This window comes from Actinoplanes lutulentus (assembly GCF_003259845.1).
GTDB classification, from domain to species: Bacteria; Actinomycetota; Actinomycetes; order Mycobacteriales; family Micromonosporaceae; genus Actinoplanes; species Actinoplanes lutulentus.
Map to the genome: position 1 here is coordinate 97,548 of NZ_QLMJ01000022.1, position 22,871 is coordinate 120,418.

The 22,871-nt window shown below is 70.3% G+C and carries 21 protein-coding genes; 11 read left to right on the forward strand and 10 right to left on the reverse strand.

What is annotated here, in order from left to right; all coding sequences use genetic code 11:
• Positions 1-10 precede the first annotated feature (10 nt).
• Together B0I29_RS36905 and B0I29_RS36910 are read left to right on the forward strand one after the other, a co-directional pair.
• Positions 11-1,414 carry a flavin-containing monooxygenase gene (locus B0I29_RS36905; RefSeq protein ID WP_111653799.1) on the forward strand — a complete coding sequence of 468 codons (1,404 nt, stop codon included), beginning with the start codon at positions 11-13 and terminating at the stop codon, positions 1,412-1,414.
• 5 nt (positions 1,415-1,419) lie between these two features.
• Positions 1,420-1,662 carry a hypothetical protein gene (locus B0I29_RS36910; RefSeq protein ID WP_111653800.1) on the forward strand — a complete coding sequence of 81 codons (243 nt, stop codon included), beginning with the start codon at positions 1,420-1,422 and terminating at the stop codon, positions 1,660-1,662.
• Between the two features lie 25 nt (positions 1,663-1,687).
• On the opposite strand, the gene B0I29_RS45400 is transcribed toward B0I29_RS36910, so the two are convergent.
• On the reverse strand, positions 1,688-1,981 hold the full coding sequence (locus B0I29_RS45400; protein WP_181558168.1) for a hypothetical protein: 294 nt from the start codon (positions 1,979-1,981) through the stop codon (positions 1,688-1,690).
• Positions 1,982-2,517: 536 nt separating this feature from the next.
• Positions 2,518-3,042, reverse strand: coding sequence for a hypothetical protein (locus B0I29_RS36920; RefSeq protein ID WP_146617017.1), 525 nt, complete (start codon positions 3,040-3,042; stop codon positions 2,518-2,520).
• A gap of 145 nt (positions 3,043-3,187) precedes the next feature.
• On the opposite strand from B0I29_RS36920, the gene B0I29_RS36925 reads away from it, so the two are divergent.
• Genes B0I29_RS36925 through B0I29_RS45405 form a run of 3 tightly spaced genes read left to right on the forward strand, consistent with a single transcriptional unit; the run spans position 3,188 to position 8,099 of the window.
• Positions 3,188-4,093 (forward strand): TolB family protein, encoded by a 906-nt coding sequence (locus B0I29_RS36925; protein WP_220091530.1) that lies wholly within the window; start codon positions 3,188-3,190, stop codon positions 4,091-4,093.
• Between the two features lie 3 nt (positions 4,094-4,096).
• The gene (locus tag B0I29_RS36930) at positions 4,097-5,314 is read left to right on the forward strand and encodes an MFS transporter (RefSeq protein ID WP_111653804.1); all 1,218 of its coding nucleotides are present in this window, start codon (positions 4,097-4,099) and stop codon (positions 5,312-5,314) included.
• A 10-nt stretch (positions 5,315-5,324) separates the two neighbouring features.
• The gene (locus B0I29_RS45405) at positions 5,325-8,099 is read left to right on the forward strand and encodes a DUF6493 family protein (protein ID WP_146617018.1); all 2,775 of its coding nucleotides are present in this window, start codon (positions 5,325-5,327) and stop codon (positions 8,097-8,099) included.
• 115 nt (positions 8,100-8,214) lie between these two features.
• Here B0I29_RS45405 and B0I29_RS36940 read toward each other — a convergent pair whose 3' ends face one another.
• Entirely contained in the window at positions 8,215-8,607 is a 393-nt protein-coding gene (locus B0I29_RS36940; RefSeq protein ID WP_111653805.1) for a PPOX class F420-dependent oxidoreductase, read from the reverse strand.
• Between the two features lie 99 nt (positions 8,608-8,706).
• Between B0I29_RS36940 and B0I29_RS36945 the strand changes: the two genes are divergently transcribed.
• Both B0I29_RS36945 and B0I29_RS36950 read left to right on the forward strand, forming a co-directional pair.
• Positions 8,707-9,984, forward strand: a complete 1,278-nt coding sequence (locus B0I29_RS36945) for a hypothetical protein (protein ID WP_146617019.1) — start codon at positions 8,707-8,709, stop codon at positions 9,982-9,984.
• On the forward strand, positions 9,981-11,333 hold the full coding sequence (locus B0I29_RS36950) for a BNR repeat-containing protein (protein ID WP_146617020.1): 1,353 nt from the start codon (positions 9,981-9,983) through the stop codon (positions 11,331-11,333). Before B0I29_RS36945 ends, B0I29_RS36950 begins: the two co-directional genes overlap by 4 nt.
• Here B0I29_RS36950 and B0I29_RS36955 read toward each other — a convergent pair.
• The 4 genes from B0I29_RS36955 to B0I29_RS36970 form a co-directional block, all read right to left on the reverse strand.
• Positions 11,323-12,159, reverse strand: a complete 837-nt coding sequence (locus B0I29_RS36955) for a hypothetical protein (protein ID WP_111653808.1) — start codon at positions 12,157-12,159, stop codon at positions 11,323-11,325. The two genes, B0I29_RS36950 and B0I29_RS36955, sit on opposite strands and share 11 nt — an antisense overlap.
• Positions 12,149-12,583 (reverse strand): hypothetical protein, encoded by a 435-nt coding sequence (locus B0I29_RS36960; RefSeq protein WP_146617021.1) that lies wholly within the window; start codon positions 12,581-12,583, stop codon positions 12,149-12,151. Before B0I29_RS36960 ends, B0I29_RS36955 begins: the two co-directional genes overlap by 11 nt.
• Before the next feature lie 239 nt (positions 12,584-12,822).
• Positions 12,823-13,860 carry a glycoside hydrolase family 43 protein gene (locus B0I29_RS36965; RefSeq protein WP_111653896.1) on the reverse strand — a complete coding sequence of 346 codons (1,038 nt, stop codon included), beginning with the start codon at positions 13,858-13,860 and terminating at the stop codon, positions 12,823-12,825.
• Positions 13,857-15,365 (reverse strand): ricin-type beta-trefoil lectin domain protein, encoded by a 1,509-nt coding sequence (locus B0I29_RS36970; RefSeq protein ID WP_111653810.1) that lies wholly within the window; start codon positions 15,363-15,365, stop codon positions 13,857-13,859. The genes B0I29_RS36965 and B0I29_RS36970 overlap by 4 nt, the downstream gene beginning before the upstream one ends.
• Before the next feature lie 134 nt (positions 15,366-15,499).
• Here B0I29_RS36970 and B0I29_RS36975 point away from each other — a divergent pair, with 134 nt between their 5' ends.
• Positions 15,500-16,915: a chitinase gene (locus B0I29_RS36975; protein WP_111653811.1), complete on the forward strand. Its 1,416-nt coding sequence runs from the start codon at positions 15,500-15,502 to the stop codon at positions 16,913-16,915.
• An 87-nt stretch (positions 16,916-17,002) separates the two neighbouring features.
• Here the strand turns inward: B0I29_RS36975 and B0I29_RS36980 are convergent, their stop codons facing one another.
• Positions 17,003-17,965 carry a hypothetical protein gene (locus B0I29_RS36980; RefSeq protein ID WP_111653812.1) on the reverse strand — a complete coding sequence of 321 codons (963 nt, stop codon included), beginning with the start codon at positions 17,963-17,965 and terminating at the stop codon, positions 17,003-17,005.
• Between the two features lie 161 nt (positions 17,966-18,126).
• Between B0I29_RS36980 and B0I29_RS36985 the strand changes: the two genes are divergently transcribed.
• On the forward strand, positions 18,127-18,582 hold the full coding sequence (locus B0I29_RS36985; RefSeq protein WP_220091531.1) for a cutinase family protein: 456 nt from the start codon (positions 18,127-18,129) through the stop codon (positions 18,580-18,582).
• A 40-nt stretch (positions 18,583-18,622) separates the two neighbouring features.
• On the forward strand, positions 18,623-18,823 hold the full coding sequence (locus B0I29_RS47615; protein ID WP_281270945.1) for a cutinase family protein: 201 nt from the start codon (positions 18,623-18,625) through the stop codon (positions 18,821-18,823).
• A 40-nt stretch (positions 18,824-18,863) separates the two neighbouring features.
• On the opposite strand, the gene B0I29_RS36990 is transcribed toward B0I29_RS47615, so the two are convergent.
• Positions 18,864-19,526: a GntR family transcriptional regulator gene (locus tag B0I29_RS36990; RefSeq protein WP_111653897.1), complete on the reverse strand. Its 663-nt coding sequence runs from the start codon at positions 19,524-19,526 to the stop codon at positions 18,864-18,866.
• A gap of 16 nt (positions 19,527-19,542) precedes the next feature.
• Here B0I29_RS36990 and B0I29_RS36995 point away from each other — a divergent pair, with 16 nt between their 5' ends.
• Positions 19,543-22,344 (forward strand): FAD-binding and (Fe-S)-binding domain-containing protein, encoded by a 2,802-nt coding sequence (locus tag B0I29_RS36995; RefSeq protein WP_111653813.1) that lies wholly within the window; start codon positions 19,543-19,545, stop codon positions 22,342-22,344.
• Positions 22,345-22,353: 9 nt separating this feature from the next.
• Here B0I29_RS36995 and B0I29_RS37000 read toward each other — a convergent pair whose 3' ends face one another.
• Entirely contained in the window at positions 22,354-22,854 is a 501-nt protein-coding gene (locus B0I29_RS37000) for a hypothetical protein (RefSeq protein ID WP_111653814.1), read from the reverse strand.
• Positions 22,855-22,871: the final 17 nt, after the last annotated feature.

The window sequence follows — 22,871 nt, forward strand, 5'->3', positions numbered from 1 at the left end:
GCGATCTGACATGACGGACGTTGACGTCGTCGTGGTCGGCGCCGGACTGGCCGGGATCGGCGCGGCCATCGAGCTGTCCGGTCGCGACGAGACGTTCGTGGTGCTCGAACGGGCCGCCGACGTGGGCGGGACGTGGCGTGACAACACCTATCCCGGTGTCGCGTGTGACGTACCCTCGCATCTTTATGCCTTTGCCCATTCGCCCAATCCGGCCTGGTCGCGGACGTTCGCGCCGGGGCACGAGATTCAGGCGTACCTTCGTGGGCTGGCCGCGCGGCCGGCAGTGGCGCCGCATCTGCGGTTCGGGCATGAGGTGACGGCGGCGGTCTACTCCGCGGGCCGGTGGCACGTCACCACGACGCGGGGAACGTTCCGCTGCCGGGTCCTGGTGCTGGCGGCCGGGCGGCTCACCGAGCCCAAGATTCCCGACATCTCCGGAATTTCGGTGCCGGCATTCCACACCGCCCGGTGGGATCACAGTGTCGACCTCGACGGCGCCCGCGTCGGCGTCGTCGGCACCGGCGCGTCGGCGATCCAGGTCATCCCGTCGCTGGTCGACCGGGTCAAGCACCTGACGGTCTTCGCGCGCAGCAACCCGTACGTCATCCCGCGCAACGACCACGCACATGCCGCCGCGGACGCGGCGGAGATCCTTCGGGTACGCGAAGAGGCCTTCACCGGTCTCGAACAGGGCATCGCCGCCCGCCGCCGTGAGCCCGCCGCACTGGCCGAGCTGCGTTCCCGGGCGCTCGGGCATCTCGCCGCGCAGGTGCCCGACCCTTCGTTGCGCGCCCGGCTGACCCCGGATTACGAGGTCGGGTGCAAGCGGATCCTGCTGTCGGACACGTTCTACCCGGCGATGGGCCGTGACGAGGTGACCCTGGCGGGCGCGCTGGACCGTTTCGACGGCCAGACGGCGATCGCTCGTGACGGGCATCGCGCGGAGATCGACGTGCTGGTGTTCGCCACGGGCTTCCATTCGACGCAGCAGCCGTATGCCTCCCGGATCACCGGCCGGGACGGGCTGCTGCTGTCCCAGGCCTGGGAGCAGGGCATGGTGTCGCACGCGTCGACGGTGGTGCACGGGTTCCCGAACATGTTCGTCCTCGACGGCCCGAACGCGGCGCTCGGGCACAACTCCGCTGTCCACGTGATCGAGAGCCAGCTGTCCTACCTGGTCGGAGCGTTGGACCACCTCGGCCGTGTCGACGGTCCGCTGGAGGTGACGGCGCGGGCGCAGGAGGCGTACACCCGCGACATCGACACCATGGCGTCGCGGACCGTGTGGCTGCGCGGGGGATGCACAAGCTGGTACGTGGATCCGCGCAGCGGCCGCCTGACCCTGCTGTGGCCCAGCACCGCAACCGAGTTCCGCGAGCGCAACGGCCGCTTCGACCCAGCCCCGTTCGGCTGATCCTCGTGCCCACGTCCACCAGCACCGACGCGGCCCGGACCGGCATCGGCGAGGACGCGATCCCGTACCCCTGCTGCGCCTACGGCGCAACGGAGGGTGTCGCTTACGCGCAGACGGCCCGCCGGCCGGCGAGGTTCCACGAGGGCGAACCCGGAGATCATCTGGAGTATCAGGTCACCCTGTGGCCGGCAAGCGCCGAAGCCGGCGTGCGAGTCCTGAAGCACGGCAAGTCACCGTGGGCCTACTGACGCGCAGCAGAAAGCGCTAAAACTGTCATTCCTGTGCAATTTCTGGTAAGCGCCGGATCGGGGTCGGCAAGTCGATTTTTCCGTCATTTCTTGATGTGAAAATCGGGCGGGTGACATCGTCGATTCTGGTTTCGCCGCGGACAATGGAGGTATGGCTCAGCTTTCCTTGTTCCCGACGAGACATCTCCGGGATCGGACGCTGCGCCGCAATTATTCGCCAGCGGCCGAGGAGTTCCGGCGCGAGCACGAGCGGCACCGTTCGTGGGGCTTGACGCAACGCCACGCCCGGCGCCTGCGCCAGCTGCACGATCGCGCCCACGGAGACTCTGCGACGGCTGCCGGCGATGCTTGTCCGTCGCCGTCGCCGTCGCCGTCGCCGTCGCCGTCGCCGTCGCCGTCGCCGTCGCCCGGCGAAATGTGCCAAAGCGACGGCCCGGCAGCCACGCGACCAGCGCCAGCTTCCGGACCTACCCCTCCCGCGATGGGCGAGGACCGAGGCCGAGCCGGACCGGAGCAGACCACCCGAGAACCTCGTTCCGAGGCGGTGCCCGCAGACCTGGCGTCGCCAGATTCATGGTCCGAGGTGACAACCGCAGACCTGGCGTCGTCGCCCGGCACGCCGCCGTCCGGCAAGCGCTCCGCACCTCTCCATCCACCCGCGTTGCGCAGGCGCGGAGGTGCCTCCCTGATCTACCAGAGCAGGCATCCCGGGACACCCGCGTCACTGCCTCCCGCTGCGGCTGATCGGCGGAGGAATCGCTACCGAGAACAGTGTTTGCGCCAACGCGGGCCCCCGCGACAAAGGGTCGACTCTTACACCGCATGCGGACCATGAACGAGGTAAAGCCGCCGCCCTCAGGGAGCCGCCGTTGCCTCGCGCAGTGAGATTCGCAGTGCTCCCGGTGCAGCGCCCCCCGACGTGAGTGCCTCGTGTGCCTGCTCGTCGGTCAGTTCTCGTCTGCTCAGCGCGCTCACCCCGGCGGCCGGCAAGCCGTCGTGGTCGCGGCACAGCCATATCCCCGGTACCGGCGCGGGGTTGGACGGCAACCGCTCCAGGTATCGCATCACCAGCGTCTCGTCGTGCGACCTGCCGGACAGTGTCAGGACGAGCTGGCCTTCCCGGTGCAGCGAGCCCGCATAGCTGAGGTCGGTCACCGCCCCGTCCGGATGGGTTTCGTGCTGCTCAGCGACCACCTTGAGGGCGTTCCGGAAACCCGGCCGGATCGTGAGCGTGGCACGCCCGAGAATGAGCTGGCCCTGCCGGAAGGTGTAGTGGCATTCGTACCAGGTCCCGACCAGGTGGCGGTTCCGGCGGCGGGAGCGGAGGTACCGGACCGGCGACGACCACCACGTCACCGACGCGCCCAGCAGTGCCCCCACGAAAGTTACGATGATCCAGTTAGGTTCGTGCGAGAGACTGTCGAGCATCCAAGATTCCGTTCTTGTCCGGCTGACCAGTCCAGCTGAATTCAGCGTGGTGGCAGCTGTCAAACCCGGAATGTCGTTACTGCATGTGGGAGCAATCTTGGCCTTCGCACGAACTCTCGCCGACGGGCAGCAGTGCCGGATCCGGGTCTACGAGATCGCCACCGGCGCCGACATCATCGTGCACACCAGCGACACGATCCTCTACGAAGCGCCGAACTGGACCGCCGACGACCAGCTCATCCTCAACGGCGACGGCCTGCTCTGGAGCCTGCCCGCCGACGGCTCCGGCAATCCTGAGCTGATCACGCTTGACGGCGTACCCGAGCTGAACAATGACCACGTCCTCGCGCCGGACGGAAAGCCGGACGGAAAGCCGATCGGGCAGACGGTTTTTTTGTCCGCGAACGACGGGCACATCTATGAGGCATCGCTGCGTGGCGGGCCCGGGCGCCGGATCACGCACGAGCCCGGCCGGATGCACTTCCTGCACGGCGTCAGCCCGGACGGCACCACGCTCGCCTACGTCAGCATCGAGAACGAGCAGTGGCACACCGGCACCCTGCGCACGATCAGCGTCGACGGCACCCAGGACTCTCCGCTCACCACCGGTGCCGGACCCGACGACGGCCCGGAATACGACCCGGCCGGCGACTGGATCTATTTCAACACCGAACGCTTCTCCAGCGAGAGCGAGCCCGGCCACGCGCAGATCGCCCGCATCCGCCCGGACGGCACCGGCCTGGAACAGCTCACCACCGACGACCACGTCAACTGGTTCCCGCACCTGTCCCCGGACGGCCGGCACGCGGTCTACCTGAGCTTCCCGCCCGGCACCACAGGTCACCCCGCCGACCTCCCGGTCCGGCTGCGGCTGGTGAACAACGACGACTGGCAGGATGCCGCGACCATCGTCGAGCTCGACGGCGGCCAGGGCACGATCAACGTCAACAGCTGGTCCCCGGACGGCACCCGGTTCGCGTACATCGACTACCCCACCCGATAAACAGTGCCGGTCCTGACGCGTTACCTCCTGGCCGCGATCGGCGCGCGCCTCGCCGACGAGGGCGCCCGAGTAGCGATCGTCCTGCTCGCGATCGAACAGACCGGTCGCGCCAGCGTCGGCGGCCTGCTGGTCGCGGCACTGATGGTTCCGCACGTGGCCGCCGCACCTCTGGCCGGCGCCGCCGCTGACCGCGCTCGCCGTCGCAAGCCGCTCTACCTCTCCGCCTTCGTGATCTACGCGCTGTCCCTGACCGGAGCGGCCCTGCTGGTCGGCCCGGTCACCTGGGCCGCCGCGATCCTGCTCCTCACCGGCGGCTGCGTCGCGCCACTGCTCTTCGGCGGTCTGAGCAGCCTGCTCCGCGAGCTGGCCCCCGGCGACGCCGGTCGCGCCTTCGGCTACGACGCGACCACCTACTCCGTCGCCGGGATCACCGGTCCCGCCCTCGCCGCGGTGGTCGCCGGCTTTGCCGGCCCCGCCTGGTCGCTGGTCACCCTGGGCGCGTTCGCCCTGCTGGGCGCGCTGGCCTTCCTCACCCTCCCGTTGGGCATGCGCCCTTCTTGGGTACGCCCGGAGCGCATCAGCAGGCCGTTCAGCGCTGTCTCGGTGATGATCCGCAAGCCCCGCCTCGCCGCGGTGACCGCCACGACCGGCATCAGCCAGTTCGGCTTCGGGGCGCTGCCCCTGGCGGCCGCGGCGATCGCCACGGCCCGCCACGATCCGCCGCTCACCGGTCTGATCATGGCGGTCACGGCTGCCGGGAGCCTCGTCGGTTCGCTGCTCACGACCCGGATCCCGGTGGTGCACCGGCATCCGGAGCGCACGTTGCTGATCTGCACGGCGGCGATGTCCGTGGCGTTCCTGCCACCGGTGTTCCTGCCCGGCACGTGGCCGCTGCTGGCCGCCGCGGGCCTGCTGATGGGACCGACCACGGTGGCCCTCTTCTCGGTCCGCGACCGCGAGTCCCCGCCGGAGGTCCGTACCCAGGTCTTCACGCTCGGCGCGGGCATCAAGGTGACCTCCGCGGCGGCCGGCGCAGCCGCGGGCGGCCTGCTGTCCGGCGCCGGATCAGCCCCGCTGCTGGCGGTGATCGCGGGTGGACAGCTGGTGGCCGCTCTGACCGGCGTGCTCATCCTGCGCCGGGGACGCCGGCCCGGCGACGACCACGAGAACTCGGCCCTGATCGATTCCCGGCCGCGCGGAAATGTCGTACCCAAGAATTAGGTTTGCGGGCATGAGTTTGACCTGGACGGATCTGGACGATCTGGCGAGGCGACCGGCCTACGGGCAGATCACCTCGCGCCTGCTGGCGATGAGCGAGGCCGAGCGGCTGGCGTTCGTCGCCGAGCTGGATTCCGGGATGCCGGGCGGCCTCGCGCAGGACCGGTGGGAGAGCCGCGATCATTACCCCGCCTCGGGTTACGCCCTCGCCGTGATCGCCTGTGCGCCGTCGGCGGCGCGAGCTGCCACGATGCTCACCCGGCGTGGCATGCGCGACGGCTGGGGTGAGGTGCCCGCGGCCCGTGTCACGGCGATCGCCGCGGCCCGTGAGATCACCTGGCTGGCCGATCTCGGGGCGCGCCTGGCCGTGAAGTTGCCGGCCAGGGACGTCTGGGCCGGTCAGTGGGGATTCGTGGCGGCCATGCTGGACGGTTCGCCGTCGCTGGCCCCGCGCACCGAGGGTTTCGTGCGAGGCTGGCTCACCCACCTGCACGACAGCCAGGGCAACCGGAGTCACCCGACGGCCGAGGTGTTCGGGTCCAGCCCCTATCTTGACGTGCTCCTTCCCGCGGTCTTCGAGACGGACGGTCTCGGCGGCGCGCTGACCGGGAGTTACTGGACGGGCAGCGAGTGGACCGCGGAGCCCTGGTTCCCCGGTGTCGTCGCGCGGCTGGTGGCCGAGGGCCGCCTCGATCGCGCGCGGATCCTCGCCGCCACGGTCGACCGTCTGGTGCGCGGCGACCGCCCGGCCTGGTTGCGGCCGTTCGCCCTGCTGCACGACGCGCTAGCCCCGACGGTCGACGAGCTGGCGCCGGCAGCGCTTGATTACGCGCGGCTTCTCACCGAGGCGCCGTCGGCGATCGCCGGGTTGGGCCAGCGGGCCTTGCGGGTCGTCGACGACGCCGGGCTCCTCGATGTCGAGACGGTGCTGGAGACGAGTGGGGCGGTGCTTTTGCGTACCGAAAAGGTCCTGGTCAAGGCGCAGCTCTCCTGGCTGGAGAGAGTCGCGCGCCGCGAGCCGGACCGGGTCGGGGAGGTCGTGGAGGCGGTTGCGGTGGCGTTCGGGCACCCGACGTTCGACGTGCAGGAGCGCGCGCTGACCCTGATCGGCCGGCACATCGCGCGGGTCGACGCGGAGACCGTCACGAGGCTGGTCGATGCGGCCGCGGGGCTCGGCGGCGACCTGCCGGCCCGCGCCCACGAGATGTTCGGCGTGGTGCTGCCCCCGTCTGAGGTGGCCGGCATGCCGCCGGTGCTGGTGACACCCGCGCCGGTCGCGTCGATGCCGCCACCTATCAGTGATGCCTCCGAGCTCGCGGCCGAGATCGCGGCGCTGTTGCACGACGAGACCGCTGTGGTGTGGGAGCGGGTGCTGGCCGCGCTGGTGGCGCTGCCCGCTGCCGGGGTGCCGCTGGATGGCGTGTTGCGGCCGGTGCTGGAGCGGTATTCCTTTGAGCTGACCGATCCCGGCTGGCATGGACAGCTGCTGCGGACCGCGAGGCTCGGCGACGCGATGAGAGCCATCGTCAATCCCGCCACCAGCAACGACGTGCCGGCGCCGGGTGCGCTGCGGGAGGCCTGGCTGATCGGCGCCGGTGAGCAGAAATCGCTGCGCGGCGGGCCGGGGAGCGTGCTCGGGCTGCGCATCCGGGAGGTGGCGGACCGGTTCGCGGCGCAGCCGGTTGCCGAGTTGATGGCCACGCCCACGGCGGTGAACGGAAGCTTGGACGCCGCTGTCCTGCTGGAACGGCTCCTCCGGGCCGAGGCCGCGGGCCGGGAGCCGTGGCCGGTCGACGTCGAGCAGGCACTGCTGCGGGTGCCGCGCGACGTCGACGCCGAGGTGGTGACCCGGGCGGCGGAGCTGACGTCGGTGGCGGGCCGGCAGTTCGCCGACTGGCTCAAGGGCGGCGGGCTTCCCGACCCGGTGAGCACCCGGTTCGAGCAGGTCGGCAAGGACGGGCGTTATGCGTACGGTGGCAGGCCGCCGGTCACCCGCCGCGTCGTCGCCAGGCTCGACCAGGCACGGGCCGGGGGAGAGGGCACCCTGCTGGAGGCGGGGCTGGTCAACCTGGATCGCAGCAACGTGCCGGTCTACTACCCGCACGACTTCTCGGCACCCGCCGACATCACCGCCGTGGTGTTGCCGCAGCACCGGGAGGTGACGGCGGCCTGGGTGCTGCCCGCGCTCGCCTCCCTCGCCGACATGGATCAGCGCGGCGTCGGGCCGCTGCTGCCGCTGCTGGCCGAGTGCTCGGGCCCGATCGGTCCGGCCATGACGTTGGCGGTGGCTTACGTGCTGGGCGCCCGCCACGACACCGACCGGCTCTCGGCGGTCGACGCCTTCCTGATCCTGGCCGCCGGCGAGGACCCGATCGATGCGGCGGACGCAGGGGCGGGCCGGATCGATGCGGCGGCGGGGGCCGGCGGCGGAATCGGTGCGGCTGCGGGCGGCGGCGGCGGGATCGGTGCGGGAGTGGGTGCGGAGCTGGGGAGTCTGTGTGCTGACGGCACTCTCAAGCTGACCAGGGTGGTTCCCGGGCTGGCCGACATCCACCGTGGCGGCGCGGCCGGGGCGCTGTGGGAGCTGATCCTCGCGGCGCTGCCGCAGCTGTTGCCGCACGCCCCGCGTGGTCTGCCCGACCTGCTGCAGCTCGCCACCCAGGTCGCGGGTGATCTCGCCGCCCGCGACCTGATTCCCGAGCTGGCCGCCACGGCGGCGAGACCGGGCAGCAGCCGGCTGACAAAGGAGGCCCGGCGACTACAGACCGTCCTCGCCGGACCGGCCTGAAACCTGGTCCGGACCACGCTCCTGGCCGGTTCAGGCCCCTGGGCGGATCGGGCTCCTGGCTAATTCAGGCTCCTGGCCGGTTCAGGCTCCTGGCCGGATCGGGCTTCTGGCTTGTTCAGGATTCTGGCTGGAGGGTGATGACGATGCCGATCCCTGCCGGGCGCTTGATGTGGAGGAGCCGGGTCAGGGTGCCGCCGATGCGGGCGGAGACGTAACGGCTCTCCAGCAGGCGGCGTGCGGCCTCGGTCTCGGACGGCGGCAGGAGCGTGGCGGTGCCGCGGACCGGGCGGGCATCCGGGTCGATCTTGCCGCGGACGTCGCAGCGGACGATCTCTACCTGCGCGTTCCTGCGGAGGCGCTTGACCTTCCAGGCGTCGGCGGACGAGACGGTGGTGATGGTGTCGCCGTCGGCCACGTGCCAGACCGGGGTTGCCACCGGGGTGCCGTCCTTGCGGTACGTGGTCAGGCTGATCTGCTTGCTGGCGGCGATATCCGCGGGCACGGTCATGCTGGTGATCCTATTGCCGGGCCGCTGAGATCCGGCTGTGTGACGGCACCCGTCGGGCGGTGGATTGTGCCGGCATCTCGACCTTGATACACATTGGCAATGACAAATATTGTGACGCGGGCCACCGCGGTGGCGCTGGCCGGGGCGCTCGTCGCCGCCAGCGCTGTAACGCCTGCCTCGGCGGCTCCGGCCGTGCGGGGTGTGCTGCTGCCGGTCCCGGCGGCGGGGCCGGGGGAGGCGCTCGCCGTCACGGCGTCCGACGTGTCACCGCTGGGTGTGGTGGCCGGCACCGCACGCGTCACCACCACCGGGCCGGACGGGAACACGTCCATCGTCGAGACGCCGTACCGATGGGCGGGCCTGCCACGCGTCGGCTGGCAGCGTCAGCGGCTCGCGTTGCCGGCCGGTGCGACCTCGGGCTCGGTCAGCAGCATCACCGACCTCGGCGAGGTCGCCGGTGACGTGACAGTCGACGGTGCGACCCGGGCGACCCGGTGGTCGATCACCGGTACGACCGCGACGCTGATCGGCGAGCCGCGCAGCCGGGCCGGCGCGGTGGACCCGCGCGGCGCCACGTGGGGAGTGTCCACCGCCGGACCGGAACTGATCTCCGGCAAGGCCGAGCTGGTCGCCCGCTCCGGCACGCGCACGCTGCTGAGCGGAACGCCGGAGCTCGACGCCGGATACCGCCGGTACGTCATCTCGATCAACGCGACCGGCACCACTCTGGTGTCCGTCTTCAGCGGCGTCGGCCAGGGCACGACCGCCCGTCCGGTGCTGTGGAGGGACGGCGCGACGGTGCCGGTGCCGGTGTTCGGTACGGCGTACCTCGGCCCCGCCTGCGTCTCCCGGGTCCAGGCCGACGGCAGCGTCGTGGCCAGCGGGTTCAGCGTGACCGGTGGGCTGCCGAAGTACGTGCTGCTCCGGCACACCGGCGGGGTGCCCGGCACGAACGTGATCCTGACCGAGGCGACCCAGGGCCAGCCGGTCGGCGGCCTGGTGTGCCCGTCCGGGCAGACGGTCAACAACCTCGCTGCCGACGGCGGGGTGGCCGGTGTCCTGAGCGACGCGTCCGGCGGACGCAGCGCCGCGTACTGGAACGCCGCGAACCAGGTGACCGTCGTGCCGCTGGCCGCCGGAGAACTCAGCGCGCAGGGTGTGGCCGTCGCCAACGGCCGGCGGATGGTGATCCTGGCCGACGGCGCCGACGGCACCAACCGGTTGTCGCTCTGGCACGACGGCGTGCGTACTGAGCTGCCGGCGCCGCGGGGCTGGACCATCCGCTCGGTGGTGGAGCTGACCGAGTCCGGTGTGCTGATCGCGAACGTGCAGGACGCCGCGGGAACCATCCGGCCGGCCGCGTGGTCGCTGTCGTGAGGCGGTCCTTCGTCGCGCTCGTCTCGATCCTTGCGCTGGTGGCGGTCGGGGCTCCGGCCGAGGCCGCCGCGCCGACCGTCACCCTCTCCCGGTCGACCGTGCTGACCACGGCCGGGCGTACGGCGCTGACGTACACCGGTTACATGAACGGTGAGTCGTTCCAGCAGGACGGGATCGTCACGTACGGCAGCTGGCAGTACTCGGCGTTCTGGGATCAGAGCGGTTACGTGAACCTGTCCCGGCGGCTGCTCCCGTCGGGGGCCTGGTCGAACCTGCGGCTGACCGATTACGTCACTACCTCGACCGACTCGCACAACACCATCAGCATCGGCATCGCGCCGGCGGACGGCACCATCCACCTGGCGTTCGACACGCACTCGTCGCAACTGCGGTACCGCAAGTCGGTGAGCGGCCTGGCCACCGCGGCCACCTGGTCCACCGCGAGTTTCGGCGCCGTGCAGACGAAGCTGACCAGCGTCGCCATGGACGTCGTCACCTATCCGCAGTTCTTCGCGCATCCGGACGGCACGCTGCAACTGGCGATCCGCACCGGGTACAGCGGGACCGGCGACGAGGTGCTCTACGAGTACCGGGCCGGCGCGTGGTCGTCCATCGGCGAGTTCATCGACGGCACCACGGCCGGCAACAACGCGTACCTGTTCGGCATCGAGTACGACAACTTCGATCCGGCGGTGCCGCTGCTGCACGCCACGTGGACGGTGCGGGAGACGTCGGACGCGAGCACGAACCACGATCTTTTTTACGCGTACAGCAAAGACAAGGGACGCACGTGGCGCAACAGCGCCGGAAGCGTGGTGGCGACCAGCGGGACCAATCCGCTGCGCTCGGACGCGGCGGATCTCAGGGTGTGGGGCATCGCCCAGAACCGTGGGCTGATCAACCAGGAATCGCAGGTGGTCGACGCGGCCGGCATCGTGCACGTGCTCGCGTCGCATCTGCCGGCGGCCGCGGCCAGCAACACCAATTTCACGGCGGCGCGGGAGTCGGCGGTGCTGGTGCATTACTGGCGGGACAAGGCCAGCAAGGTGTGGCATCAGACCTACACCCCGTTCTTGGAACGGTCCGCGCGCGGCGACATCGCGGTCGATTCCAAGGACAATCTGTACGTGGTCAGCGGTGACTCCAGCACACGGAAGCTGCACATCGAGACCGCGTCGAAGGCGTCCGCGTGGAGTGACTGGGCGCTGCGCTGGACGTCGTCGGCGATCTACTTCTCCGATCCGCTGATCGACCACCAGCGGCTGAAGTCGTCGAACGTGCTGAGTTTCTTCGCTCCGCGGTACGGCGGCAGCCAGATCGACGTGCAGGATTGGACGGTCAGCGGCTGAGCTCGACTCTCAGCCCGGTGCCGTCGGGCAGGACTATCGCGCGTGCCGCCGGGTCGCCGTGCCAGCCCGACGGCAGCAGGAACCAGCGGTCGTTGCGGTATACCAGCAGCCGGAGCCCGGTGTACTGATACCGGTACGCGACGCCCTCGCCGAGATCGGTCCGGACAACGCCCGGTCCGGCGAGGGACAGGTCGTCGGTGCTCAGGACGACCGCGTTCGCCAGCACGCCCAGGTTGCCGCTCAGACCGGCGGCCAGCCGGTCGCCGGTCTGCTGCGCGTAGACCGAGAACGCCCAGAACAGGCCGACCACCACGACGCCGGCGACGATGCCGCGCCGGAGCAGGCGCTCGGTGCGTTCGCCGGCCGTCCACAGCGAGACGGCCACCTCCAGCAGCAGCACACCCGTGATCAGCGCGGCGGCCGCTGTCAGCGGGGTGAGCAGGCTGGTTCGGCCGAAGAGGACGCCGACGCCGGGCGCCAGCAGCAGGAGGGCCAGGGCGATGACCTCGCTCAGGACCGCCTGCCGGTGCCGCGGGCGGTTCTCCAGGGCCCGGGTCAGCAGGCGGTGGGCCAGCAGCACGACCGCGGCGCCGAGCAGCACCGCGGCACAGGGGCGGAACGCCACCCCGGCGCTGCGGAGCAGGTAGTCCTGGGTGGTGTACTTCAGCAGGTTGGCGTCGATGCCGAACTCGGAGAAGATCGCGTTCGTGCGTACCCAGCCGAAGTAGTAGAGCAGGCCGGTCAGCGTGGCGAACGGGGCGACGACCAGTCCGACGGCTTCGAGGACACGGATGAGCACGGCCGTGCCCGCGGCCTCACTCTCCACTGCCGTCCGTGGAGGTGGGCGCCGTCGTCGTCGGCTTGGCGCCGGTGGGTGACGGCGAGGTGCCGTGCGGGATCGGCGACGGCCGCGAGGTGACGCCGGGGATCTCCGGGTCGAACGACGTGCTGGCGGCGAGTGTCGGCTGCGGATGGACGCCCGGTATCTCCGGAATGAGGGACGTTTCGGCGAGCGTCGGCTGCACCGTCACACCCGGGATCTCCGGCCCGGGTTGTGACGTCCCGATCACGTATGGCTCAGCGCTGTGGATCTCGGGCTCGACCTCCCCGGGCTCCACCTCGCCGGGCACGACCTTCGCGGGCACCTTCGTGCTGGGGGAGACCGTCGTCTGAGCGGGCGACGATGGCGACGGCGGTGGTGGGGTGTTCTCCTGATCGGGACATCCGGTCAGCGACAAGGTCGCGGCCATCAGAAGGCAGCAACCCAAGCCTTTGCGGCCCACGTCCATTCCGGCATTGTCACGCTGCGTCCCGGGACAGAGCACTCACCGGAACGGGTACTTCGGATCGGATGATTGGTCGCGTCGTGCGGGGATGCCTGGCAGAGAACATCCCCGCACGACCACAAGGTGGTTCAACCAGGACTCATCCTGGTGCCCCGACGTGACGGTCCGTCCTCGGAATCATGTCGAAGCTGTGACAGCCACGCCTACTCGAAGAACTTGATGCCGAATCCGGTGTTGCTGGTCGCGCCCGGCACGTTCGCCCTGGTGTACGTCGTGTTTCCCCACCACGCGAACGACCCGGTGTGCCAGTACCGGTTCTCCCAGGCGTACGGCATGCCCTTGGGAACGGCGTGGTACATCAGCGGGAATCGGGACCCGGCCGGAGGGCTCGTCGCGATGTCGCCGTCGAGCAGCACGAAGCTATGGTGGCCGGGCCCGTCGGCGTACAGCGTCGGATCCCAGCCGGCCATCATCGTGGCGCGGTTCGAGCCGAACAGGCAGCCGTTCGACTTGTACCAGTCCCACACGTACGTCGGATCGCCGCCGGCCCGCAGCCGCAGGTCGGCGATGCAGTACTGGTTGCTCCAGCTGCCGTTCGCGGAGTACGTGATGTGCAGCTGACCGTTCGGGTCGCGGATCGCCTCCGGTCCCTCGTTGATGAACGGGTTGCCGACCACCCGCTCCCAGCTCTCCCGGGGCTGCGAGATGACGTACCGGGCGCCGGTCGTCGTGGTCGGGCTGCTCATCCGGGCGATGTAGAGGTTCTGTTCGACGTTGGTGTCACCGGCCCAGCCGGACCAGGAGAACCAGCGCTGCCCGCCGAAGACGAACATGGTGCCGTCGATGGCCCACTTGTCGTCCGGCAGCGCCATCCGGATCGCGCCCGTGTAACCGGACGCGGGCGACGCCGAGCTGATCACGTACATCCGGTGGGCGGCGCCGCGCCCGGCGGTGAAGTAGATGTAGTACCGGCCGCCGTCGCGGTGGATCTCCGGCGCCCAGACCTCGCCGAGGTTGCCGGTGTCCGACCAGACCTGCTGCGCGGACGCGGTCGCCAGGGCGTCCGGCGACGACGCCTGCCGCACGGCGATGCCGCCGCCCAGCGACTGCACGCCGATGTAGGTGCCGCCGACCCGCAGCACGCTCGGATCCGCAGCCCGCAGGCTGGTCCGTGCCGCACTGGCGGGCATGGCCGGTATCAGAGCGAGCAGGATCGCCAGGACGGCCACGCGCCGGATCATCGGCGCCACTTCTGGTTCAGGGTTCCGGCGCAGTCCCACAGCTGGATGCGGGCGCCGTCGTTGCCGTTCCAGTCCTTGATGTCGAGGCACTTGTTGGCCTGCGGGTTCACCAGGTCACCGGCCGCGCTGAGCACCCACTGCTGCGCCGGGTTGCCGCTGCACCCGGCGATCTGGATTTCCACGCCGCTGGTGGTCGAGCCCCACGGCACGTCCAGGCACTTGTTGTTGCCGGTGCGCAGCGCGCCGCCGACGGCCTCCCACTTCTGCGCGCCGGAGTTGTTGCAGTTCCACATCTGCACCAGCACGCCGTCGGCGAAGTTGCCGTTCGGCACGTCCAGGCACTTGTTGTTCCAGTTGCTGATCAGCGCGCCACCGCCACCGCCGCCACCGGACGTGGTCAGCGACAGGCCGTAGACCCCGAGGATCTCGTTGACCGGCTGGAACCACATGGTGCCGCCGCTGGTGCAGTCGCCGGTGCCGCCGGACGTGACACCCTGCGCCTGGTTGCCGGAGATCCACGAGCCGCCCGAGTCGCCGGGCTGCGCGCAGGCGTTGCTGCGGCTCAGGCCGGAGACCGAACCCTGCGCGTAGTTGATCGTCTCGTTCTTGCCGAGCAGCGTGCCGCAGCGCCAGCCGGTGGTGCGTCCGGAGCGGCAGATCGAGCTGCCGATCGCGGCCTCCTGCGAACCGGCGACGACCACGTTGCCACCGGAGTAGTTGTTCACCCAGGGTTGTGACACCCAGTTGCCGTTCGTGCGTACCCATGCGTAGTCGTTGCCGGGGAAGGATGAGCCGGCGAACGTACCCTGAGCCTGGTTGTTGAAGCCCAGGGTCGGGCTGCCGGTGCCGCCGCAGTGACCGGCCGTGACGAAGCCGCCGGCGACGGCGAATCCGACCGAGCAGAGCGTGTTGCCGTTGATGACGTATTGGTCGCCGCCGCGCGTGTCATACATCGGCACCGGTCGCTGCGCCTCGGTGCGCACGGTCACCGCGCCGGCGCCGCTCTCCGCCGCAAAACGCCTGGCCGCGGCCTCGGCGCCGGGCGCGGCGGTGATCACCACACGGTTGGCCGCCGTGTCCACATACCAACTTCGGACGGCGTCCGGCGCTTGCGCGCCGCGTCGGTCCAGCTTGGCGCGGTCCGCTGCCAGGTCTTTTTCGGTACGCGCAACGAGCTTCGCGTCGGCACCCTCAGCCCTGACCTTCGTGGCGTCGGCCGCGCTGGTCACCGCCACGGTGAGGCGGGTCGCGCCGTCCGGGATCCAGGCGCCGCCGAACCGGGCGCCGAGCTGCCGGCGCAGGCGGTTCTCGATGACCGGCGCGGCGGCCTCGGTGGTGAGCCGGTCGGCGATCTCGTCCTGGTCGAGGCCGAGGTCGCGGCTCATCGCGGCGAACATGCCGGTGTCCGCCGGTGCCGCCGGCGCTTCCGCGGCGGAAGCCGCAGCGGGGAACGGGGTCAGAGCGGCGGCGGTGAGCGTCGCCGTGAGAACGATGCGACGGAACATAGCTCGTCCTTTCACGCGGGGATGGCGGGGATTTCGGGGCGTGAGAGCGCTCTCAGATCGAACCCTGTCATTCCGTTGCCGGCCTGTCAATGAACCCTATTTACAAGTTCAGTTAACAGTCCTAATAATTAGCCATGCGTCGATCCCCGATCCTTGCCGCGGCGGCAGCACTCGTCGTGGCATGCTCAACCATCTATGTCGCCACCACGGCGAGTGCCGCCGTGGCCTGCGCGGCGGCCTGGTCCGCCGGCTCCGTTTACGTCAAGGACAACGTCGTCTCCAAGGGCGGCAACAACTACACGGCCAAGTGGTGGACCCAGGGCGAGGACCCGGTCCTCAAGTCGGCCCAGTGGGATGTCTGGATCAACAACGGCGCCTGCGGCGGCACGACGAACCCTTCGCCGTCCGTGACGAGCCAGTCCCCGTCGCCGTCGGTGTCGCCGTCCGTTTCTCCCTCGGTTTCGCCGTCGGTTTCGCCGAGCGTCAGCCCGTCGACGAGCACGACCCCGATCCCGGTCGGCGGCCTGCCGAAGCACGCCCTCATCGGTTACCTGCACGCCAGCTTCGCCAACGGCTCCGGGTACGTGCGGATGACCGACGTCCCCGCCGAGTGGGACATCATCAACCTGGCGTTCGGTGAGCCGACCACGGCCACCTCCGGCGACATCCGGTTCAGTCTCTGCCCGGCCACCGAGTGCCCCGGCGTCGAGTCCGAGGCCGACTTCATCGCCGCCATCAAGGCCAAGCGCACGGCCGGCAAGAAGGTGCTGCTCTCCATCGGTGGCGCCAACGGCCAGGTGCAGCTCACCACGACCGCGGCGCGCGACAAGTTCGTCAGCTCGGTCAGCGCGATCATCGACAAGTACGGCCTGGACGGCGTCGACATCGACTTCGAGGGCCACTCGCTGTCGCTGAACACCGGCGACACCGACTTCAAGAACCCGACCACGCCGGTCATCGTCAACCTGATCAGCGCGGTCAAATCGCTCAAGGCCCGGTACGGCACCGGCTTCGTGCTGACGATGGCGCCCGAGACGTTCTTCGTGCAGCTCGGGTACCAGTACTACGGCTCCGGACCGTGGGGCGGCCAGGACCCGCGCGCCGGCTCGTACCTCCCGGTGATCCACGCGCTGCGGGACGACATCACCGTGCTGCACGTCCAGGACTACAACTCGGGCTCCATCATGGGCCTGGACAACCAGTACCACTCGATGGGCGGCGCGGACTTCCACATCGCCATGACCGACATGCTCCTCGCGGGCTTCCCGGTCGCCGGCAACACCGCCAACGTGTTCCCCGCCCTGCGCGAGGACCAGATCGCCTTCGGCGCGCCCAGCTCGACCAGCGCCGGCAACGGGTACGTCGCACCGGCCGCCGTCCAGCAGGCGGTGACCTGCCTGGTGAAGGGTACGAACTGCGGCGGCTACACGGTCCGCAGCGGCACGAACCCGAACTTCCGCGGCCTGATGACGTGGAGCATCAACTGGGACAAGTTCTACGGCTGGGAGTTCAAGAACTCCCACGAGCCGTTCCTGAACGCCCTCGGCTGACCCGCCGTCTCCCGGGCATGCGTGTCGATTTAGGGTGCGGATCGCGCCCTAAATCGACACGCGGCCTGTGGAGCCGGTGGGTTGGGGTTAACGTTCGAATCCGAGGGTCGTGTGTTTCGGGCCGCCGAGTTCGGCGGAGATGCGGTCGACGACTTTCCAGTAATCTGTGCCGTCCTGGCCGACCTCCGGCTCCTCCTCGTAGAGCTGGTCCCAGCCGTTGGCGAGGCCGGCGATTTCCATGGCGACCGTCGCCCACTCGGCGCCGGTGAGCGTGACGGTGCTCGTTCTGTTGGAGGTCTGCGAGCGGATCTGGTCGGCGATGGCCTGGATCTGGTTGCCGATCTCGTCCGGGAAATCGTCGCCGACGTCGTCCAGTTCCTCGTCGTCCTCGCCGTCGATCGCGTCCATGACCAGCAGCCACTGGCCCGCCGTGAGGGTGACCGGATATCTGTCGGCCGGGACCACGCCGAGCTCGCGGACGACGTCGGGGTCGGAAGCGTCGCTCATCTCGACCAGCCCTGGCTTGATGGTGAACTCGCACCAGTCCGACCATCCGCCGCCGGTCGCCGGGTCCTGGGGTGTGCCGCGGACCCGCCAGCGGTACGAGACGCCCGGCTCCAGATAGTTCTGCCAGGTCTCGTTGACGACGGGCTCGCCGGGGTTACCGAGCACGAAGCTCATGGCGGAGGGTCCCGTGCCGGCCAGGGCGCGCAGCTCGAAGGTCGCCTCGAAGCCGGGCTCGGCATCACCGATGAAGACGGCCGACATGGTCGGGGTAGTGGTGTCGACGATCGGGCGGGCGTTTCCGCGTACGCAGGTCTGGGTTTGATCGGTGGAGAGCTGGACCGGAAGCTCCTGGCCGGCGCTGGCGGGGGGTTCGGGGTTTTCGGCGCCGGCGATGCCGCAGCTCACGAGGTGGTCCGGTGTGGAGAGGGCCATGCAGGCGGCGATCGCGTCGTCGGTGGTCGGCGGGGTGCCGTCCGGCTGGGCGGGCAGCACGACGGCTGTCGCGGCCAGCAGCGCGACGAGCGGGAACGCCTTCTTGATCATCGATGCACACCCTACGGCCTGCTCGGCAACGCGAGGATCACTCACTCTCGGTGATCTGCTATTGGCACTTCTTGTGCAAAAATCTTTGGCTGGTGGGCAACCGTTCGCTCGTCTCCTCCGTATCCCAAGGCGCAGTCCTATTGGCGGATAGGGAGGGATCAATGGTTACTCGACGTAAGCGATCCGGTAAGGGTCGGCGCCTCGCGCTGGCCGGTGCCTGCGCGGCAGTGGTGGCCGCCGGCGCGGTGATCACGCCGCAGGCTTTCGCCGGAACGGGATTCTTCGGTACGACGACCGCGGCGGGTGCCTGCTCCGACGTGGAGCTGGTGTTCGCGCGGGGTACCGGAGAGCCGCAAGGGCTCGGCATCGTGGGGCGGCCACTGGCCCGCGCCCTCGCGGCCGAGCTGCCGGACCTGGAGGTCGGATCGTTCGCGGTGGTCTACGCGGCGGCCGGCAACCAGCGCAGTGCCGGACCGGGCGCCACCAACATGAGCCAGCACATCACCTCGGTGGCGGCGGCGTGCCCGGAGACCCGGTTCGTGATCGGCGGATATTCGCAGGGCGCCAGCGTCACCGACATCGGGATTCGGGATTCGGGGCGCGGGTACGGCCGGTGAGACGATCCCGGCGGCGCTGGCCGACCGGGTCGCGGCGGTCGTGGTGTTCGGCAATCCGCTCGGCCTGCAGAGGCGCACGATCGCCGGGGCCAGCGCGGAGTTCGGGCCGAAGGCGAAGGAGTTCTGCAACAACGGTGACCCGGTTTGTGGGGGTGGGAACCGGTTCGCGGCCCACCTGGCCTATCCGCGGAACGGGACCGTCGAGCAGGGCGCGGAGTTCGCCGCCGGGAAGATCGGCTGACCGGCTGCGCGGGCCGGTGAGCAGCCGGTCCGCGCAGCGCCTATCTCCGCAAGTTCGCCACCAGCAAGCTCCGCGTCGACTCCAAGTGAGCCCGCATCGCTCCCTCCGCACCGGCCACATCCCGGGCGAGCACCGCCCTCACCACCGGCTCATGCTCGGCGTGAATCTCACCCAACGTCCGGCCACTGGCAGTCGTAGGCGGCCCGAGCAGCGCCGTCGTCCCCCGCAACCTCTCGATGATCGCCGCGGTCCGCGGCCTCCCCGCCGCGTGCAGCAGCAGATCATGCAGAGCCCGGTCGGCCGGCCAGAACGACGCCTCGTCACCGGCGAACGCTGCCGCCTCCATCGCCGCGAGCGCGGACCGGATCGCCGCGTGCTGCTCCGAGCTGCCCTGCGACGCGGCAAGCCCGGCAGCGGGCGGCTCCAGCGAGAGCCGAATCCCGATGATCTCCTCGATGTCATGCGCCTGAGGCGGCAGCACCTGGAAACCCCGGTTCCGCCGGATCTCGATGAGGCCCGCCTCGGCCAGCCTCAGCAAACCCTCGCGGGCCGGGCTGCGGGAGACCCCGAGCAGGTCGGCCAGCTGATAGACCGAGTACGTCACCCCCGGCACCAGCTCGCCCGCCGCCACCCCGTCGCGGACCGCTTGGGCGACGGCGTCGGCGAGGGAAGGGGCATCCGTCGGCAGCACGAGCTTGGGCATGGGTAACATGTTACTCATGAGCGAGCAGTCGAACGGCGTGGTGGAGGCACTGGAGAAGGCCGGGCTTGAGGTGCGGTCCGACCCGGGCACCCGGGGGATGTATGCCTCCGACGCCTCCCTCTACCGGATCCCGCCGCTCGCCGTGGTCCGCCCGCGCAGCGTCGACGAGGTGTCCGCCGCCCTGGCCGTGGCCCGCGAGACGGGGGTGCCGCTCACCTCCCGCGGCGCCGGCACGTCGGTGGCCGGCAACGCGGTCGGCCGGGGCATCGTGCTCGACTTCTCCCGCCACCTGAACAAGGTGCTCGACATCGACCCCGCCGCCAGGCTGGCCGTCGTCGAGCCGGGCACCGTGCACGCCGTGCTGCAGAAGGCGGTCACCCCGCACGGCATCCGGTTCGGCCCGGACCCGTCGACGCATCCGCGCTGCACGATCGGCGGGATGATCGGCAACAACGCGTGCGGGTCGCGGTCGCTGGCGTACGGAAGAACCTCGGACAACGTCGCCGGACTGGAGTTGCTGACGGCGGCGGGGGAGAAGCTCACCACTGGTTACGACGCGGCCGGTAACGCGTACACCAGCGGTGTTGATCTTGTGATTGAAGATCTTAAAAACGTCATGGGCGGTCACCTCGCGACGGCCCGGACCGAATTTGATCGGTTCGGGCGGCAGGTCTCGGGTTATGCGGCGCACCACCTGCTGCCGGAGCGGTTCGACCTCACGCAGGCGCTCGTCGGGTCCGAGGGCACCCTCGCGGTGATCACCCAGGCGACCGTGAAGCTCGTGGTCGACGCTCCGGTACGCGTCGTCGTGGTGCTCGGGTTCCGTGACATCGTCGCCGCCGGTGAGGCCTCGCCGGCCGTCGTCGCGCACGGGCCGACCTCGTGTGAGGGCCTCGATTCGCGGCTGCTGGACGTTCTTCGCGCACGTCGCGGGCCTGATGCCGTCCCGCCGCTGCCGCGTGGCGCCGCGTGGCTCTTCGTCGAGCTGGCCGGTGACGAGCTCGGCGAGGTGCTGTCGCGGGCGCGGAAACTGGCGGCCGACGGGATCGGCGACGACGCCCTCGTGGTGGAGGATCCGGCGACGCAGGCGCGGTTGTGGCGGATCCGGGAGGACGGCGCCGGTCTCGCCGGGCGTGCGCCGTCGGACAAGCCGGCCTGGCCCGGCTGGGAGGACGCCGCTGTTCCGCCGGAGAAACTCGGCGCCTACCTGGCCCGGTTCGACCAGCTCGTGACCGAATATGACATGACCGCCGCGCCGTTCGGACACTTCGGCGACGGCTGCATGCACGTGCGTCTCGACTTCCCGATCGACCAGCCCGGTGGCACGAAGGTGCTGCGCGAGTTCCTCACCGACGCGGCCAAGCTGGTCGGCGAGTTCGGCGGCTCGCTCTCCGGCGAGCACGGCGACGGGCGGGCGCGCTCCGAGTTGTTGCCGCACATGTACTCGGCGGACGCGATCGCTCTCTTCGGCCGGATCAAGCACGTCTTCGACCCGGACAACCTGCTCAACCCGGGCGTGCTCGTCGACCCGGACCCGGTCGACGCCGACATCCGGGCCGCCGGGCACTTCCCGATCAAGCAGCTCGCGATGGCGTACCCGCACGACGGCGGCGACCTCGGTCAGGCCGTGCACCGCTGTACCGGCGTCGGCAAATGCCGCGCCGACAACTCCGCGGCCGGTGGCGTGATGTGCCCGTCGTTCCTGGCCACGCGCGAGGAGAAGGACTCCACCCGCGGCCGCGCCCGCGTCCTGCAAGAGGTCGTCCGCGGCGAATTGCCCTGGTCGCACCCGTCGGTCCACGACTCGATGGACCTCTGCCTGGCCTGCAAGGGCTGCGCCTCGGACTGCCCGACCGGCATCGACATGGCCACCTACAAATCCGAGGTGCTCCACCAGACCTATCAGGGAAAGCTGCGCCCGCGCTCGCACTATTCGCTCGGCAAACTCCCGATGTGGGCGCGCCTCGCCGGCTGGGTGCCGCGCCTCGCGAACCTCGGCACCCGCCTCCCCGGCATCCGCGGCCTCGCCCTCTGGCTCGCCGGCGTCGACAAACGCCGCTCGGTCCCGGCCTTCGCCCGCCGCCCTTTCCGCCGCACCTTCACGCCGGCCGCGACCTCCGGTCGCAAGCCGGTCGTCCTCTTCGCCGACTCCTTCTCCGACGCTTTCTCACCCGAGGTGGCCGAGGCGACGGTACGCGTATTGCGCGCCGCAGGATACGAACCACAATTGCCGTCCGGGCAGGTCTGCTGCGGCCTGACCTGGATCACCACGGGCCAGCTCGACTCCGCCAAGAAGATCCTTTCGCGTACGGTCGACGCCCTGGCTCCGGACGCCCGAGCCGGCATCCCGATCGTGGGGATCGAGCCGTCGTGCACGGCCGTGCTCCGCTCCGACGTGCACGAGCTGCTGCCCGGCAACGAGGACGCGACAGTGGTCGCCAAGTCCGTGCACACGCTCGCCGAGCTGCTCGCGTCGACGCCGGGCTGGACACCGCCGGACCTGTCGGACGTGTCGGTGATCGCCCAGCCGCACTGCCACCACCACGCGGTCCTGGGCTGGAAATCCGACGCCGACCTGCTCGCGTCGACCGGGGCCACGGTGAAGCGCCTGGCCGGGTGCTGCGGCCTGGCCGGCAACTTCGGCGTGGAGATCGGCCACTACGAGGTGTCGGTGGCGGTCGCCGAGCAGAACCTGCTGCCCGCACTGGACGCCGCACCGGACGCGGTCGTCCTGGCCGACGGCTTCTCCTGCCGCACCCAGGTAGCCGACCTGCGCGATCGGCCGGCGGTCCACCTGGCCCAGCTGCTCGACCGCTGAGCGCCGGAGTCAGTATCCGGGTTCGCCGCCGGCTGCCAGGCGGGCCTCGGCCTCGGCCGGGGTGTCGTCGTAACCCGGCCTCGCGATGAGCACCGACTGGAAGAAGTAACCTTCGGTCTCGTCCGGGTCGTCGTCCGCGGCGAACGGGCGCCACAGCGCCAGATACGGGTCCCGCGAGGCGAACCCGTCATCCTGCGGGAGGATCTCGAGGTGCCGGCCGATCCGGGCGGCGACCTCCAGGGCGGGCAGGCCGAACACGTCGACATCGCGGAAGAGCACCACGTCGTCCTCCCGGGGCCGCCAGATCTCGATCGCGTTGACGCGGTCGCGGGTCGGGCCGACGCCGAAGCCGACGCTGAACCCGAGCCCGCTCGCGCGGTGCAGGGCCAGTTCGCCGTACGCGGTGGCGGACAGCGGGCCGAGCGTCTCCAGCGCCGCCCGAGCCTGTTCGGCGGTCATCCCGAGCCGCAGCGGGCCGACACCGTGCGGGGGATCGAGCACGAATTCCATTCGCGAATGATCGCAAA

Coding starts and splice junctions, on each gene's coding strand:
- B0I29_RS36990 (WP_111653897.1), bottom strand. CDS start 19,526: ATGCCCAAGCTCGTGCTGCCGACGGATGCCCCTTCCCTCGCCGACGCC.
- B0I29_RS45405 (WP_146617018.1), top strand. CDS start 5,325: ATGAGTTTGACCTGGACGGATCTGGACGATCTGGCGAGGCGACCGGCC.
- B0I29_RS36995 (WP_111653813.1), top strand. CDS start 19,543: ATGAGCGAGCAGTCGAACGGCGTGGTGGAGGCACTGGAGAAGGCCGGG.
- B0I29_RS36960 (WP_146617021.1), bottom strand. CDS start 12,583: ATGGCCGCGACCTTGTCGCTGACCGGATGTCCCGATCAGGAGAACACC.
- B0I29_RS36945 (WP_146617019.1), top strand. CDS start 8,707: ATGACAAATATTGTGACGCGGGCCACCGCGGTGGCGCTGGCCGGGGCG.
- B0I29_RS36975 (WP_111653811.1), top strand. CDS start 15,500: ATGCGTCGATCCCCGATCCTTGCCGCGGCGGCAGCACTCGTCGTGGCA.
- B0I29_RS36970 (WP_111653810.1), bottom strand. CDS start 15,365: ATGTTCCGTCGCATCGTTCTCACGGCGACGCTCACCGCCGCCGCTCTG.
- B0I29_RS36985 (WP_220091531.1), top strand. CDS start 18,127: ATGGTTACTCGACGTAAGCGATCCGGTAAGGGTCGGCGCCTCGCGCTG.
- B0I29_RS36905 (WP_111653799.1), top strand. CDS start 11: ATGACGGACGTTGACGTCGTCGTGGTCGGCGCCGGACTGGCCGGGATC.
- B0I29_RS36980 (WP_111653812.1), bottom strand. CDS start 17,965: ATGATCAAGAAGGCGTTCCCGCTCGTCGCGCTGCTGGCCGCGACAGCC.
- B0I29_RS36965 (WP_111653896.1), bottom strand. CDS start 13,860: ATGATCCGGCGCGTGGCCGTCCTGGCGATCCTGCTCGCTCTGATACCG.
- B0I29_RS36940 (WP_111653805.1), bottom strand. CDS start 8,607: ATGACCGTGCCCGCGGATATCGCCGCCAGCAAGCAGATCAGCCTGACC.
- B0I29_RS37000 (WP_111653814.1), bottom strand. CDS start 22,854: ATGGAATTCGTGCTCGATCCCCCGCACGGTGTCGGCCCGCTGCGGCTC.